Raw genomic sequence first — 15492 nt, forward strand, 5'->3', positions numbered from 1 at the left:
AAGAGGTGCTATCAAAGCACAGTAGCTATGGCTTGTGCCTTCCTATGGCTACCCATGTGAAACGGGAACAGCCCCTAAGGCTGGGCTCTTTGTGATCATCTGCTGGGGACGGGAAGCTGCAAGCAATGCTACAGCCATATAAGGAAAGGCGTCTCATTCAGGGGGCACTACTCAAATACTGTATGTGTATACAGCTTGGTCTTGTAAGCCACTGCCGCCAAGGGTGAGGCTGACCGGTAGGCCGGGTAGTATTCACATAGCCAGCCTGATTGTTCCCCTGCCTTTGGGTTTTGCTCGCAGCGTCATTTTACCGACTATAGAGTTTCCAAAGCCAAATCCACTACCGGCATGAATGCCGTGCTCTAAGAACTCCACCAGACAGGAATTTTCAGGAGTTCAGATAGCACCTTTATCTCACTGATCAAACCATTGAGCGGAGTGCTTATACGGGGAGGAGCATGCGCAAAACAAACTTCAAAACCGGAGTAACACACCCACGCCACCGTGATATTCATTGTGATAGCTGGCAGCAAAGGATAAAAAATCCGAATGCCAATAAGTGAGTTCCACGACGTATTCGGATTTGGAGAAGGAATCGTACTCGTACTCAAAACCTAACCCGAACCGGTCAATAATCGCCAGCTCTCGACTAATCGTGATCCGTCCGTTGCCGCGGTCATCCGCCCACAACAGGGCATTAATTTTGAAAGGCAAAAGACAGTAGAAGCCTGCCACGGCACGGGTGCGGTGGGGGTCAAGATCGGTATCGGTATTAATGCCCGCAAAACCGGAGAAAAAGCGGTTCACAAAGCGATAGTACCCGAGCGTTGCTTGATACTCGTTGTCCCAGTTGCTCTCCCAGGTCAGAAATACATCGTTACGATTGTTGCGCGTTATCATGAAGCCTGTGTTCATATTGGTCTGCAGGCCAATATCCGCCCAGGCATACCAGGGGCCTTCCAGTGCTTTATAGCGAATCGCCTGAATTTCCGGGGACACTTCCGTGCCTTCGTAGTGAACGATTCGCGCCATACCTGACTCCAGGTGATACAGAATATGGCAGTGGAAGAACCAGTCTTTCTCCTCGTTGGCTTTAAATTCGATCATGGTGGTGTTCATCGGTGCCACATCCACCGTGTGTTTTAGGGGCGAATAATCGCCCTGGCCATTCACCACCCGGAAAAAGTGGCCATGCAGGTGCATGGGGTGGCGCATCATGGTGTTGTTTACCAACACAAACCGCACATTTTCTCCTTTCTTGATCTTGATATAGGCATCTTCACTCAGGGTTTTGCCATTCATGGACCACACATAGCGTTTCATATCACCGGTCAGCATCAATTTCACAATACGGGTAGGGGCGTGTTTGGGCAGGGCGGTGGAAGTGACTGAGCGCAGTTGCTGGTAAGGGGCTGGTGGACGTTGTTGCGCATCGCCACCGGTCAATATGGGGCCCTCGATATTAGTGATATGCCCCATATCTGATTTAGGCATCCCCCCGGGGCTTTTATGCTTCTTCTGGATACGCTGAATCATTTCAGTGCCCACGTTGGCTGCATAGGTATAGATATTCGGTTTCTCGATAGCCAGCGCATAGACTTTTTCGCCACGCCCGATCCAACTGGATGTATGGTTGGAACCATCGTAATTGGTGGCGCGAAACTCCAGGCTTTTGCCCTCGGGCACCGTGACCAGTATGTCGTAGGTCTCCGCGACGGCAATCAACATCCGCTCCAACTCAATCGGTTCAATATCCTGGCCATCAGCAGCAATAACGGTCATTGGACCGCCTGCATAGTTCAGGTAAAAATATGTGGAAGTACTGCCATTAATAACCCGCAACCGGACCTGCCGACCGGCTGGCTGATCCACAACCCAGTCCTTTCGGCCATTGGTGATGACCCTGTCGTAAGCGATATCGGAAACCTCCGCATTGATCAGGGAATACAGGTTGCGTTTAGTCACATTATCGATGGTTCCCGCCCGAATGGCGCCAACCAGGGTTTGCGAGTTACCGGTGCGGATGGCAAAGCCTTCGTTATCGCGTTTGAGCTTTCGCAGTGTCTCTTCCGGGCGCTCATCATTCCAATCCGCCAGCATAATGATCTGATCAACTGGTGCATTGGGAGGGCGCTCTTTGGGGTGAATAATGATAGGACCAGTCAGACCGTACTGCTCCTGCAACCCAAAGTGCGAATGATACCAATAAGTGCCGCTCTGCTTGATCGGGAATTCATAGGTGAAAGCAGTGCCAGGCATAATGGGGACATTGGTTACATAGGGCACACCATCCATATTGTCGGGCACCAAAAGGCCGTGCCAGTGGATTGTAATGGGTTTTTCCATGTGGTTTTCCACATGCATTACAGCGTAATCACCTTCGATAAATTCCAGTGTCGGACCAGGTAGCTGGCTGTTAATGGTGATCGCCTGCACTGTTTTTCCTGTAATACTTCTGGGCTCACGATCCACCACCAAGGTGTATTCCACACGTTTTGATAACGTCGGCAGTGATATCAACATCAGCAGAATCCAACTTATCCATAAAAGCAGAATTTTCATGTTGCTATCTCTAAAACACACCCAGCCCTAACTGACAAGGGCACATCTTGAACAAGCCGGAAAAATTAGTCGGCAACTTGTACAATAAGAGCCATTTTTTCTCTTATCACTCAATTTTTTATTTTCTCAAAAAGTATGCCATGCGTACCCCGGTCCATTTTGCTCCCTGCCTCTTGATTGCCCGGAAATTTTTGACGCTCTTGTTACTGATTCCCAGGGGCTTTATCCACAACGATTGCCATGGCAATCGTGCATGATTGCATTGATGTATTCGATCACTGTGTAGATATTAAAAAACGAACCAAGAATCACGGAACACATACTCCGCGCACCAACAGTCCACACAGACCTGCAAACGCTGCACTGCCGGTCACCCGCCCTGCCAATGCCCATTCACCAGACCGGCTATCGCTTGTGTCAGGGGAGAGAACAACGACCATCCCCCAGCAATACTGGCAGCGGTAGCACAAAAAACACCCGACCCCAAAGTCAAACATTAGTATCCAATTGTAGTTGCGACATCGGCCGCATGGAGAGTGCGTTGAGTGAAAATGGGCTGCTTCTAGAAAGACAATGCCAGGGGGCAATAGGGAACACACCTGGACAGGTTGTTATCAGACTACTCCGAGCCCGGATAGTAGAACTCCCCGGTGCTCAGGTGTCTTGTGGCAGATACAGGGGACCCTCCCATGTCATACACCGCCCCACCTGAATTGTGGTGCTGTACCAACCCGTGGCTCTATCTGTTGGCGGATAGTAGAAGCCAGCCATGATGCTCCAGCAGTACTGGCAAGAGTTGAAGCGCCAGTTCACCCTTCAAGCCGCCGGCAGGCCCAGTCCTTGCTATCCCCCAACCCCATGGGCAGCAATCCCCCCCCGTAGAAGCGCCGGCCGCCAAGCGGCGCCATCCAACGCCCGACAGATGCAAGCGCTGGCAAAGCCTGGCGGGAGACGGAAACCCAGAGTTTCCCAGCATAACCAGCGACTGCGACGACCTCCGCCCAGCCCCTCGACACTGGAGCGTCGGGCGCAAAAAGTCACCGCTTATATCGCCCAAACCCCCTGCTGGGTGATCACTCTCCATCCCCGAGGTGAGGGTGTACACGGCCTGCTGGACGTCCTTAGGAGCCAGCGTCTGCGCACTGGTCTTGTTGCCGGTATCGACGGCCGCACGGATTTTCCCCAGCTTGAAACGGGTGAATATATCGCCAATGCAGCCACCCGCTGGCGCCACTTATGCGAGCTGACAAGTTCTGAAATCGGCTGCTATCTGGCCCACCTTCGCACCATAAACCGCGCATACCGGGCCGGATTCAACAGGATCTGTATTCTGGAGGACGATGTACAGCTGGAGCCGGATTTTGGCAGGGTCCTGGCAGAGCTGGAGCGCCTGCCCCCCGAGGTGGAGATGATCCGCCTGATGGGGCTCAAGCTCAGGAAGCGCCGGGTAGTAAAAATCCTGGGGGATGGTATCCACAAACTTGTGCGCCCCGAGCGCGGCTGGTGCGGAGCCCAGGGATACCTCATCAACCGGGAGGGGATGCAGAAAGTGTTGAATTATGCCAACCGTATCTTGAAACCCATCGACAAAGTTTTTGATCACTTCTGGCAATTCGATCTGCACCTGTATGGCGTCGAACCACATTTGCTGTGGGAGACCGAACACGCTTCCAGCATCGTGAAGTCCAATATGGGCAGGACCAAGGTCACCTCATGGCTGTACTGGTTGCACCCTATTGGAAAACTGTGGCGCAGTGTCGGGCGGCATTACTATCTGATCCGCCATACGCGCGCATTCTATCCGGCACAAAAACCCCATCGACGTACCGGGCGCACGATGAGAATAAAACCCTGACACCCGCTTCAGAGAGCGGCAGTGCTAGCTCTCCCAGTGCCTTTGCATTTTCACGAACATAAACGAAGCGGTCCAGGTAATCATCATCAATCCCGTCAGCGCCTCCAGACCCGCAGTAAAACGCAGGTGCCCGTGCGGTTCGATATCCCCGAAACCGAGTGAAGTGTAAGTGGTGAATGAGAAATAGGCACAGTCCAGCAGGCTGCCATTAAAGTTACCAATCAGTGTGCCAAAATACGGTGAATTCACCATAAAGTAATAGCTGTAGGCGAACAGCCAGATCTCCGCCACATGGGCCAGCAGTGCGCCAAATACCCCGATCATAAGCCCCACATTGTACCGCAGGGAGTGCCATTGCCCGATACGAGCGAGCACATTGAGTACTGTCTGGTGAATCAGCACGACGGCCGCGGTAACAATGCAATTGATCACAAAGGCAAAGGCTGTTTCAGCGTCGATCATAAAAAAACTCGCGCACCAGTCTTCCCGCTTCCTCAGCCATAATCCCGGATTCTATATAAATTTTATGATTGAAAAAGTCCATCTGGCCCAAACTTAAGTGACTCTCTACAACGCCTGCGCGGGGTTCGCAGGCACCGTAGACCAGGCGCCGCACCCGCGCATGCACCAATGCACCAAAACACATGGTGCAGGGCTCGATGGTTACATACAGCGTAGTATTTGGCAGACGGTAATTTTGCAGCCCTGCGGCAGCGTGGCGCAAGGCGACAATTTCCGCGTGAGCGCTGGGATCGCAGTCTCCGATAGGGCGATTGCTGCCCTCACCGATTACCTTACCGTCATGCACCAAAACCGCCCCTACCGGCACCTCGCCACGCGAGGCAGCAATTTCTGCCAGATCCAGGGCTCTGCGCATAAATCCGTAATCTTTTGGTGTTGCCATGAATCTTTCTTGTTACCTCTGCTTCACCCATGTACAGCCCTGAGGTGGGTCTTAATGCCACCGAGGGAATGACACGCGCCCTGGGATACGGGCAGCTCCGGCAATTGTACCGATATTTCAATAGCGATCACCAGACAGGCCGTGAAAACGCTATCAGGATGCAGGGTTAATAAAACGGCGTACGATAAAGTCGGCTTCCAGTGTCAGGCTGTCCTGCTGAGCCAATGCAGCACGGACCTCCCGATTTCCCCTCCAGGCGAGCGGTGTCATGGCGAGGAAGTCGGCAATTGCCGCACAGCCTCGCAGCTCAAGTGGAAAGCAGCAACGCAGATCCACTTCGGGATAAAGCCCTTTCACAACCCTGGGCACAGGGTGCTTGCGCGGCTCTTTATACAGTCGGCCTTTCAGGGTCCATAGATGATCCGGGCCGGGGGAGACATCCAACAGACATCCCCCGGCTTTTATGACCCGCAACATTTCGCTATCCGGTGCTGGTGCAAAAATACGCAACAGGTGGTCCACGCTATCCGAGGCAACTGGCAAATTGACATTGCTCGCCACGACAAACTGGGCGCCGCTGTCCGACTTGGCCGCCATACGCACCCCAAACTTGGCAATATCCACCCCGGCAAGCGCGTGCCCGTGCCAGCCGGCAGACTCCAATTGGCGCAGATAATAGCCCTCGCCACAACCGATATCCAACAGGTTGCCTCCCGGTTTATAGGGAAGCAGCGCTGTAATCGCCTCTACCAGCGGGCGGTAGTGTCCCGCCTTGAGAAAGCGCCGCCGCGCGCGCAGCATCTGTGCCGAATCCCCGGGTTCTTTACAGCGTTTGCGGTACACGGGCAGAAGATTGACATATCCCTCGCGGGCACAGTCGAAACTGTGCCGGTTACTGCAGTGCCAGCGCTTATTATCGGGTATCAATGGCTTTGCACAGAGAGGACATTGCCAGATCATTCAGTTTCCTGATGTTGTATATGCTTCATCAATGACAGCGAATCGCGCTGCAGGATAAGATCCGCCGCCTTTTCCGCAATGGCGATCACAGGCGCATTGGTGTTGCCGCTGATCAGGGTGGGCATTATGGAGGCGTCCACAACCCTCAGTCCATCCACCCCATACACTTTTAACTCTGCATCAACCACGGCAAGTTCGTCATTGCCCATTTTGCAGGTCCCCGCCGGGTGGTAGATGGTCTCTGCATTCTGGCGAATATAGTGTTCTATAGCAGCCTTGCTAGTGAGCTTTTGCTCCGGCAGCCAGTGGCGTTTCTGATAGCGCAGTAAATCCTTCTGGGAGAGAATATCCCTGGCCATCTCAAATGCCTCCAACATCACCTGCAGGTCCTCGGCCTCACTGAGATAACGGGGCTGAATACGCGGCAGCGCCCGCGGATCTTGCGTATCCAGGGTGATTTCTCCGCGGCTTCTGGGGCGCAGCGCACAGGCGTGCAGGGAATACCCGTACCCGGGCTTCTTGATCAGGCCGTGATGAAATAGCGGTGCCGCAGTCAGATGAAATTGAATATCCGGACAGCCGTTGGCCAGGGTGGAGCTGGCAAATCCCCCGGCTTCGGCCACGTTACTGGTGAGCGGTCCCCGATTCAGAAACCAATACTCGGGCGCGCGCAAGGCGCTTTGCAGTTTGGGCCACAAAGACTCAGAAAAGCTCACCGGCGCCGACGCCTCCATGACCTGGGTGATATCCAGGTGATCCTGCAGATTCTTCCCGACACCGGGCAAATGATTCTGGGGCAGCAGGTCGAATTTGCTCAGTTCTTCCTGTGGGCCAATGCCGGAAAGCAGGAGAATCTGTGGAGACTGGATCGCCCCGGCACAGAGCAGAACCTCCTTGTTGGCCAGAATCTGCTTGCCGTTGATCAATTCCACCCCCGCCGCCCTGTCTCCCCTTAAAATCAGGCGGGCAACCGGGCTTCGGGTACGGATACGCAAATTCGGCCGTCTCTTGACCGGATGCAAATACGCTGCAGCCGCAGAACAGCGACGCCCCCTGCGCTGGGTGACCTGATAAAAACCGACGCCCGACTGCTGACTGCCATTGAAATCCGGGTTAAGCCTGTGCCCCGCGGACTGCGCAGCCCGAACAAATGCCTGCCCCGCCTCCGTCTTCCACTTCAAGTCCGCAACAGACAGGGGGCCATAGCCGCTGTGGTGGGCATCGCTTCCCCGTTCATTGCCCTCGGCCAAAAGGAAGTACGGCAACAGGTTCCGCCACCCCCAACCGGGGTTGCCGGCAGCCTCCCAGGCATCATAGTCCTCACCACTACCGCGAATATAAACCATGGCATTGATAGCGCTGCTGCCGCCCAGAGTGCGTCCCCGCGGCCAGAACAGGCGGCGATTCAGCAAATGCACCTGGGGCTCGGTGTAGTGGTGAAGGTTGTAGCGGGTACCCGGCAGCAGGTGACCGATACCCAAAGGCATTGAAATCAGCGGACTGCTATCGGATGGCCCTGCCTCCAGCAGGCAAACCCGGTGTTGCTCATCGGCGCTCAGTCGGTTGGCCAGTACACAGCCGGCAGAACCGGCACCTACGATCACATAATCAAACACCATTTGAGCAGACATAAGAGCGTGGCCCCTTTGCAACTGGATTTCCCACGACGGTACACTCAACCAGAAGCGAATAACAGCCAGGCGGGGAATCCATTGTGAGGGATTGCGAATTCAGCGATAGGAAAATCCTGCAGAGTTGGCACAAAAATGCCAGAGAGTGGGTGCGGGTAATAGAAGAGGCCGCAATCCCCAGCCGCAGGCGGGTAACCGACCAGGCAATTATCGATGCGGTGCGGGCGTGCAAACCCAAAAGCGTGTTGGATGTGGGTTGCGGGGAGGGCTGGCTGGCCCGGGCCCTTGCGGCAGAGGGGATTGAGGTCTGCGGCATCGATGGCGTCGCCCGGCTGATCGAAGTGGCACAGCACCGCGCGGGAAAACACCAGGAGTTTCGGCTGCTTTGTTACGATAATTTATGCGCCAGCACTCTACAGCGAGACTTTGACCTGGCGGTGTGCAATTTCTCACTGTTTGGTGAGTCCATAAAGGGTTTCTTCACAGAGGCGAGAGAACTGCTGTATCCGGGAGGACATCTGGTGGTGCAAACTTTACATCCCCCGCTCTGTTGCGGCGAATTCTGCTATCGGGACGGCTGGAGGGCGGGAACCTGGGAGGGCATTGAAGGGTGCTTTGCAGATACACCACCCTGGTATTTTCGTACGCTGTCGAGCTGGGTCAGACTGTTTATCGACAATGGTTTCGCATTGACTGCGCTACAGGAGCCTCTCCATCCGGATACAGGCAAACCCGCCTCCCTGATCCTGTGTGGACAGCTTAAATCTGACACCGGCGTTTCGCCCTGAAGGGCTTTACTGGCCTCTCAGTATAGATACGATGCACGCCAGATGCTCTGTGGAAACGATAGACCGGGCGGCCGCCAAGATCGACCGACCCGGTGCACAAGATCAATTTTTCATCAAGTCTGGCGCCACAATATCAAAAAAATAATAAAAAAACCTTGGCGCCATCCTGCTCACAGATCCGACCCCTTGGACAAAAATGGAAAACTCCCCAATTCATGCGGTCTCCGGGGAAGGAACTGCCATTTCCCGACTGTCCAGTATGAAAAGTTGCAACAGCCGCCTAATTAATACAGGAAAACACATTGACATAGGTGTCCCATAATTAATTCAACCACCGCTTGCGGCCACCTAAGTGAATCGTCATGCCTTTGGGGGAGATAGAATGGTACTCTGCAGTTTCCGAATCAGTTTGCACAGCACCCTGGCAAAGACATTCGGACTACTCTTACTTCCCGCCTGCTGCCTCTGCTCCGCCGACGACCTGTTTATCCCCGATTCCCACCAGGCACTGAATATACAATCGGAAAGCGTATTTTTCTCCGACAGTGCCTTTGCCATGGATAACACGGCCTTATTCCAGGCCGCAGATTACCTCAGGAATAACACCATGAGCGGCGTGCAGCGACGCCTTAACTACCAGTGGCTGCAAATGCATACCAACCCGGATGAATTCCGTCCCACTACCGGCGGCAAAGTGCTTTCCAAAATCCTGAAAATGGGCTGGGAAACCTACAAACAGCACAACAAGCGGACTGTGCAGAACAGCCTGCTTCGCTATACCACCCATCAAGGTAAAATCAGCAGTGTCATCGATTACGACATCAGACTCTCCAACGACAAGTTTCGTTTTTCCTTTGAGTATGAGTTTTAGCGCTTGAAGGCCCCTCCTGATTGCCCCCAAGTTTGTTAGAATCTCCGCCAACTGGTATTGGCGGAGACAACCTTGAGTACCTCAACCCGTGCGACCTCGTTCCCGAAACTGCCCATCGCCGGTGTCGGACGGCGCCTGGCGGCACTGCTTTACGACCTCCTGATTTTGACGGGTCTAATGATGGTCTACGGCTTTGTCGCCCTACCTGTGGCATCGGTGTTCGGGGGATTGAATTGCCAACCGGAAACCCTCGATTACAGCCCCTGCGTGGGTGGCCCCCTCTTCCAACTGGGTGCAGTGGCGGTTATTGCCGGTTATTTTTTCTGGTCGTGGCGTGCGGCGGGACAAACAGTCGGCATGCGTGCCTGGCGGCTGTTGTTGGCCAACCCAGACGGCACCCAATTGACCTGGGGGCAATGCCTCCTGCGTGCCACAGTGGGCCCTCTCTCTATCGCCTGCCTGGGCCTCGGCTATTTTTCCGCTTGGGCCAGGCCGGATAAGGCCAGCTGGCACGATCTGATCTCCAAGTCCCAGGTGCGCCTGCTGCCCAAGAAGCAAAAATAGCCCGCCTGCTCAGCGCGCACGCTTGAGCAATAACCAGCCAGCGGCAAAGCACAGCACGATCGGCAGTAGTACCGCGAGAAATGGCGGGAAGCCAAACACTAGCGAGGAGGGGCCGAGCATATCCTGCACGGTCTGGAAAACGATGCCCACAATAATGCCGGCAAAGACCCGAAGCCCGGTGGTCACTTCCCGGAGTGGACCGAATATAAAGGAAATAGCCACCATCACCAGGGCGGCAATCGTGAGTGGCTGCAGGAGTTTTTTCCAGAATTGCAGCCAATAGCGGCTGGCGTCTTCCCCTTTGCGATCGAGGAAAGTGGCATAGGACCACAGATTCCGCGGCGAGAGATCCGAGGGCAGCGGCACAATCAGCGCAAACAATTCCGGTGAGATTTCCGCTTTCCACGCACTGGTTGGCAACTGTGCGCTGTGGGAGTTTTGTGCGGAAAACGAGGTAATACGGCTGTTCTCCAGCGACCACTGCTGTCCGGTAAACTGGCCGCGCTCGGAGAATTCCACTCTCTCCAGCTCCCGGTTGTCACCGAACTGGTAGCGGGTCACCCCGTAGAGTGCTCCATCCGGCAAGGCGGCATTGAAGTGCACGAATTCACCGCTGTCTCTCAGCCAGAGCCCCCGCTCCAGACCACTGGCCTCAAGCTCACCAAGCGCCCGGGCCTTGTTGCCCTCCGCAATCGCATTGGTCTTGGGAATCACAAACTCCGCCAGGGCGAGCCCCGACATAATGAGCACGAGAATCGGTTTCATCACCGCCCAGGCAATACGGCCAATGGACACACCGGCGGCGCGCATGACGGTCAGTTCGCTGGTACCGGCCAGGGTACCCAGTCCAACCATACAGCCCACAAGTGCCGAAAAACCCAACTGCCCATAGATTCGAGCAGGTAGCGTCCAGATCACATACTGCACTGCCTCAGCTAAGCCATAGCCCCTCTCGAACTCACCCAACTGATCGACAATGGCAAAGACGATATCGAGGCCGAGAATAACCAGCAGTACGGCACCTATTGCCAGGGCGATGGTGCGCCCAATATAGAGATCCAGCTTAAGCATCTGCCGACTCCTTTGTCCCTTCCGGCAGGCGTCCGGGTCTGCGCCACCACCCTCTGCCAGTGAGGAGTAACAACCCAAGCAGCAGAAAAGGCAGATGCACCAGCCAGATCACCCCCGGAATGGCAATCTCGCCGTCTTCAATCGCGCCGCGAACCCCCTGCAACGTCACCAGATAAGTGATATACAGCAGCACCGCAGGGATCATTTTGGCAAACCGCCCCTGTCTCGGGTTGGTGCGTGACAGCGGCACTGCCAATACTGCAACAACCAGTACCAATAGCGGAAGGCTCAAGCGCCAGTACAGAAAGGCCTTTTCCTTGGGATCGTCACTACCCAGCAGTTGCAGAGTCGAAGCCGACTCCATCTGGTCGCGCCAGCGATTGCGCATTTGCGGCGCTTCCAACAGTACCGCATAACTGGCAAACGCCATCCGGCGGTAATCCCGCTGACCGGGAACACCCTCGTAGCGGTAGCCGTCACGCAATACCAGGTAGCGCAATCCCGTCTCCGGATCTATCTCCTGCACACCTTCACGAGCGCGAATCACTACCTGGTGACCCGCTTCAGTCCCGGCACCCGCGTCGCCCAGCTCGGCAAGAAATACCCCCTGCATGGTGGATTTGTCCTTACTGAGGAAATCGGCGTAATACACCGCGCGACCATCCCCGGTAGAGACAAATTTTCTCGGCACCAGATGGTCAAACTCATTGCGGGCTTTTTCCGCATTTAACAGGCTCGAAGATTGTTCCACCCCTGCCGGTGAGAAGTACAAACTCATGGAAGCCACCGGCAGAGCCACCATCAACGCCGGCGCCAGGGTGTACATCAGCAGACGCCACTCGCTGAACCCGCAAGCGTGCAGCACCGTCATTTCACTCTCTATATAGAGCCGTCCGTAGGCGAGGAGAATTCCAACAAACAAACCCAGCGGCAATACCAACTCCAGAAAACCCGGCAGGCGGAACCCCATCAGGGAGAAAAGGATATCGGCCGAAATATCACCTGCCGCAGCCTCCGCCAGATATTTTACAAATCGGCCGCTCATCACCATTAACAGCAGGACTGCGCTGACTGCCAGCGTGGCAAAAAGCAGCTCGCGACAGAGATAGCGGAAGATAATCACGGGGCGAAGACATTCCTCGATGGCAATGGTGTGATACTGCACAAGTTTCCCACTGGGTACAGCAATCCACACACGGTCGGGTTAAACTAGCGCGACGCATTATCACTAAAAATTCTTGCTATGTCTCGGCTCGGGGCCATGCATCCACTGTCAGATTTTAAGGAAAGCGAAACATGCAGTTCTCCGCCAAGGTTTCAGATATCACCAAACAACGCAGTGCCTGTTCCATTATTTCGGCAGATGCCAAAAACGGCCTCAGTAGCAGCGGCAAAAGACTCGACCAGCTCACCGGGGGGGTGATCGGCAAAATCCTGAAACGCGGCGACCTGGGCTCCAAGCTGGGCAGCACTCAGCTGATCAATCTTTTCGAGGGCCCCAGCGAGCGCATACTGATCGTACGCGCAGGTAAAGCCCCCCTCACTCAGGCAGAGTTTCGCAAGTTGGCAATGGCCAGTGCCAATGGGGTGAAACACTGTAAGGATGCCATCAGCTACCTGTGTGAACTGGAGGTTGAGGGCGAAAACAAAGCCTGGCAGGCCCAGCAGGTCACCATGGCCGCGGGACTGGCCGGCTACCGCTTCATCCAGTGCCGCAGCGATGCCAGACCCTATCCCCTGACAAAATTTACACTGCACGCCCTGGAGCGCAAACAGCTCAAAGCCCTGCAGGACGGTATGAAACTGGGTGCCGCCCAGGCTTTGGGTAGTAATGTCGCCCGGGAGTTGGGCGATCTGCCCGGCAATATCTGTACACCGTCCTACCTGGCAGCAGAAGCCCGCAAGCTGGCCAAGAAACAGGCAAAGCTGACTGCGACTGTGCTCGACGAGAAAAAGATGCAATCCCTGGGCATGGGCGCCCTGCTCAGCGTGTCCAAAGGCAGCGACCAGCCACCTGCGCTGATCGCCATGCATTACAAAGGGGGCAAAGCCAGTGACAAACCCGTTGTGCTCGTAGGCAAGGGCATAACCTTTGACAGTGGCGGCATCAGTATCAAGCCGGGCCTGGCCATGGATGAAATGAAATACGATATGGGTGGCGCCGCCTGTGTATTCGGCGTCATGAACGCCCTGGTCGAACTGCAGCCCTCCATCAATGTCGTAGGGCTGGTGGCCGCAGCCGAAAACATGCCCAGTGGGGGCGCCAGCAAGCCCGGCGACATTGTCACCTCTATGTCCGGCAAAACCATTGAGATTCTGAATACCGACGCCGAGGGCCGCCTGGTGCTCTGCGACACCCTCACCTATGCGGGCAAGTATAAACCCCGTGCTGTGATTGACATCGCCACCCTTACCGGTGCTTGTGTCATCGCCCTGGGCCACCATGCCAGCGGCCTCTATGCCAATAACCAAGCGCTTGCCCAGGCACTGCTGAGTGCCGGCGAAACCACCGGCGATCGCGCCTGGCAGATGCCACTGTGGGATGAGTACCAACCCTCTCTGGATTCCAACTTCGCAGACCTCCAGAATATCGGTGGTCGCGAAGCGGGCTCAGTGACGGCCGCCTGCTTCCTATCGCGCTTTGCCAGGGACTACAACTGGGCGCATCTGGATATCGCCGGCAGTGCCTGGAAATCCGGCGCCGCCAAGGGCGCTACCGGCCGTCCGGTTCCCCTATTGGTGGAATACCTGCTGGGACAATAAATACCCCGGGCGCAAAAAAGTCGCCCGCAGTAATGGGTGGCGACCCCGCGCGCGGGGCGCCTGCCTCAGCAGGTTGAAGCCACAGTAAGGACAATAAACTGATGCACCGGCAACCTGAATGACCCAAATCGACTTTTACATTCTTTCCTCCCAACGAATCGAGCAGGCTGATATCTTCGCCTGTCGCCTGGCGGAGAAGGCGTACCGCACAGGGCTGGGTGTACTGCTGGCTGTGGATCATCCGGAGCGCGCAGAGCAGCTAAACCGGTTGCTGTGGACCTTTCGCGAAGATAGCTTCGTACCCCACGCACCCCAGGGCGAGGAGCCCCCTGCGGCGGTGGAGATCAACTGTGGTGAAGATCCGGGAGCGCACCACGGGCTCATGATCAACCTGTGCAGCGCGGTGCCCAACTGGTTTAGCCGCTTCGAACGGCTCGCCGAGATCGTCGTGCAGCAACCGCAGGCCCTGCAGCGCTCACGCACGCGATTCGGCCTCTTCCGCGAGCGCGGATATCCGTTAAAATCCCACAAGATCAACCAGAGCAACTAAATCACCAATACCGCCATGTCCGGTCGAAAGAACAAACACAAGCACCGCGGACAGCAGCACCGGCAGCCCAGAGAATTACTCGACGAGCTAAGCGCACTGCATGCCCTGCTCGACCGTGGCGGCCCGGATGCAATTCCCCTGCTGAATCAAGTGGCCAACCCCCGCGGCCAGGAGACCCCTGAGTTCGCTGCCAAAGAGGAGCGTCCGCAGGCGAATGTCCAAACCAAAACCTCCCCGGAGGCGCCGCCGGATGAGGACGCCGACCTGCCCATTCTATTCTCTCCACTCAAAGAGCAACTGCCCGAAGAACACAGGGTTCGGCTCGCGGACTCCGATTTGGCTCTGTTGCGCCCTTTGCAAAACCTGCCCAGACAGGATAGCGAGGCTACAACTGCCTGCACTCTCGCCGGGAAGGGAGGGGAAGCTCCCATTACTGATACGGTATCCGAAGAGCACGACGAACCTGCCCCCGAGCGGGCCACAGATACACAGCTCCAAGCGCCGAATAGCAAAGAAATACCGGAGAACCCCTTCCTGCCCGCCCATATTCGCGCGCGCCTGACCGGTGGCTGCCCTCCCGCAGACAACAGCCTGGCAGCACCGAATACCGCTTCCAGGCCCGAAACCACAAGTACAGTAAGTGCCGGTACCCGTACCCAGGCTCTGGTGATGGCTCAGGCCATGGCCGAGCGGGAGGGTCCTGCGGACCAGCTGGAGACTTCGGGTAAAAAACGCCAGCGCCGGGCGCTGGTGGAGCAACTGGTCTCACAGCAACTACCGGAACTGGAGCGCCAGTTGCGTGCCCAGATCGAAAAAGTGGTCGATGAGCTTGAGATCTGGGAGTGATCGTCACTAAGGACAACACCTGCCTTTTGCCCACCGCACCCCCGGCGGTATAATTCCCGCCTTTTCGACGCAGCCACGGTCGGGCATCCCGGACCAAACCGCTGCGCCCGCTGTCAGTTAACACAAG

General features: G+C 55.9%; 14 protein-coding genes. 7 read left to right on the top strand and 7 right to left on the bottom strand.

What is annotated here, in order from left to right; translation table 11 throughout:
* Positions 1-474: 474 nt before the first annotated feature.
* Entirely contained in the window at positions 475-2523 is a 2049-nt protein-coding gene (locus Q1A48_RS08930) for a multicopper oxidase domain-containing protein (protein ID WP_299943687.1), read from the bottom strand.
* An 808-nt stretch (positions 2524-3331) separates the two neighbouring features.
* Here Q1A48_RS08930 and Q1A48_RS08935 point away from each other — a divergent pair.
* Positions 3332-4417, top strand: coding sequence for a glycosyltransferase family 25 protein (locus Q1A48_RS08935; RefSeq protein WP_299943690.1), 1086 nt, complete (start codon positions 3332-3334; stop codon positions 4415-4417).
* A gap of 24 nt (positions 4418-4441) precedes the next feature.
* Here the strand turns inward: Q1A48_RS08935 and Q1A48_RS08940 are convergent, their stop codons facing one another.
* The 4 genes from Q1A48_RS08940 to Q1A48_RS08955 all read right to left on the bottom strand — a co-directional run bounded on the left by Q1A48_RS08940 (position 4442) and on the right by Q1A48_RS08955 (position 7912).
* Positions 4442-4879, bottom strand: a complete 438-nt coding sequence (locus Q1A48_RS08940; RefSeq protein ID WP_299943693.1) for a potassium channel family protein — start codon at positions 4877-4879, stop codon at positions 4442-4444.
* Positions 4866-5321, bottom strand: coding sequence for a tRNA adenosine(34) deaminase TadA (tadA, locus tag Q1A48_RS08945; RefSeq protein ID WP_299943696.1), 456 nt, complete (start codon positions 5319-5321; stop codon positions 4866-4868). Before tadA ends, Q1A48_RS08940 begins: the two co-directional genes overlap by 14 nt.
* A gap of 153 nt (positions 5322-5474) precedes the next feature.
* The gene (locus tag Q1A48_RS08950; RefSeq protein WP_299943699.1) at positions 5475-6281 is read right to left on the bottom strand and encodes a putative RNA methyltransferase; all 807 of its coding nucleotides are present in this window, start codon (positions 6279-6281) and stop codon (positions 5475-5477) included.
* Complete coding sequence (locus Q1A48_RS08955; protein ID WP_299943702.1) at positions 6278-7912, bottom strand: GMC family oxidoreductase N-terminal domain-containing protein; 1635 nt, start codon at positions 7910-7912, stop codon at positions 6278-6280. Before Q1A48_RS08955 ends, Q1A48_RS08950 begins: the two co-directional genes overlap by 4 nt.
* A gap of 83 nt (positions 7913-7995) precedes the next feature.
* Between Q1A48_RS08955 and Q1A48_RS08960 the strand changes: the two genes are divergently transcribed.
* From Q1A48_RS08960 to Q1A48_RS08970, 3 genes are all read left to right on the top strand, one after another.
* Entirely contained in the window at positions 7996-8700 is a 705-nt protein-coding gene (locus Q1A48_RS08960) for a class I SAM-dependent methyltransferase (protein ID WP_299943705.1), read from the top strand.
* Positions 8701-9082: 382 nt separating this feature from the next.
* Positions 9083-9571, top strand: a complete 489-nt coding sequence (locus tag Q1A48_RS08965) for a hypothetical protein (protein ID WP_299943708.1) — start codon at positions 9083-9085, stop codon at positions 9569-9571.
* A gap of 72 nt (positions 9572-9643) precedes the next feature.
* Positions 9644-10135 (top strand): RDD family protein, encoded by a 492-nt coding sequence (locus Q1A48_RS08970; protein ID WP_299943711.1) that lies wholly within the window; start codon positions 9644-9646, stop codon positions 10133-10135.
* A gap of 9 nt (positions 10136-10144) precedes the next feature.
* Here Q1A48_RS08970 and lptG read toward each other — a convergent pair whose 3' ends face one another.
* Positions 10145-11206 (bottom strand): LPS export ABC transporter permease LptG, encoded by a 1062-nt coding sequence (gene lptG, locus Q1A48_RS08975; protein ID WP_299943714.1) that lies wholly within the window; start codon positions 11204-11206, stop codon positions 10145-10147.
* Positions 11199-12371 carry an LPS export ABC transporter permease LptF gene (gene lptF / locus Q1A48_RS08980; protein ID WP_299943717.1) on the bottom strand — a complete coding sequence of 391 codons (1173 nt, stop codon included), beginning with the start codon at positions 12369-12371 and terminating at the stop codon, positions 11199-11201. Before lptF ends, lptG begins: the two co-directional genes overlap by 8 nt.
* 131 nt (positions 12372-12502) lie before the next feature.
* On the opposite strand from lptF, the gene Q1A48_RS08985 reads away from it, so the two are divergent.
* The 3 genes from Q1A48_RS08985 (at position 12503) to Q1A48_RS08995 (ending at position 15365) form a co-directional block, all read left to right on the top strand.
* Positions 12503-13969 (top strand): leucyl aminopeptidase, encoded by a 1467-nt coding sequence (locus Q1A48_RS08985; protein WP_299943719.1) that lies wholly within the window; start codon positions 12503-12505, stop codon positions 13967-13969.
* Positions 13970-14087: 118 nt separating this feature from the next.
* Positions 14088-14519, top strand: coding sequence for a DNA polymerase III subunit chi (locus Q1A48_RS08990; protein WP_299943722.1), 432 nt, complete (start codon positions 14088-14090; stop codon positions 14517-14519).
* 15 nt (positions 14520-14534) lie between these two features.
* Positions 14535-15365 carry a hypothetical protein gene (locus Q1A48_RS08995; protein WP_299943725.1) on the top strand — a complete coding sequence of 277 codons (831 nt, stop codon included), beginning with the start codon at positions 14535-14537 and terminating at the stop codon, positions 15363-15365.
* The last annotated feature ends 127 nt before the right edge of the window (positions 15366-15492 follow it).

This window comes from uncultured Microbulbifer sp., from assembly GCF_947489355.1.
Taxonomy (GTDB): Bacteria; Pseudomonadota; Gammaproteobacteria; order Pseudomonadales; family Cellvibrionaceae; genus Microbulbifer.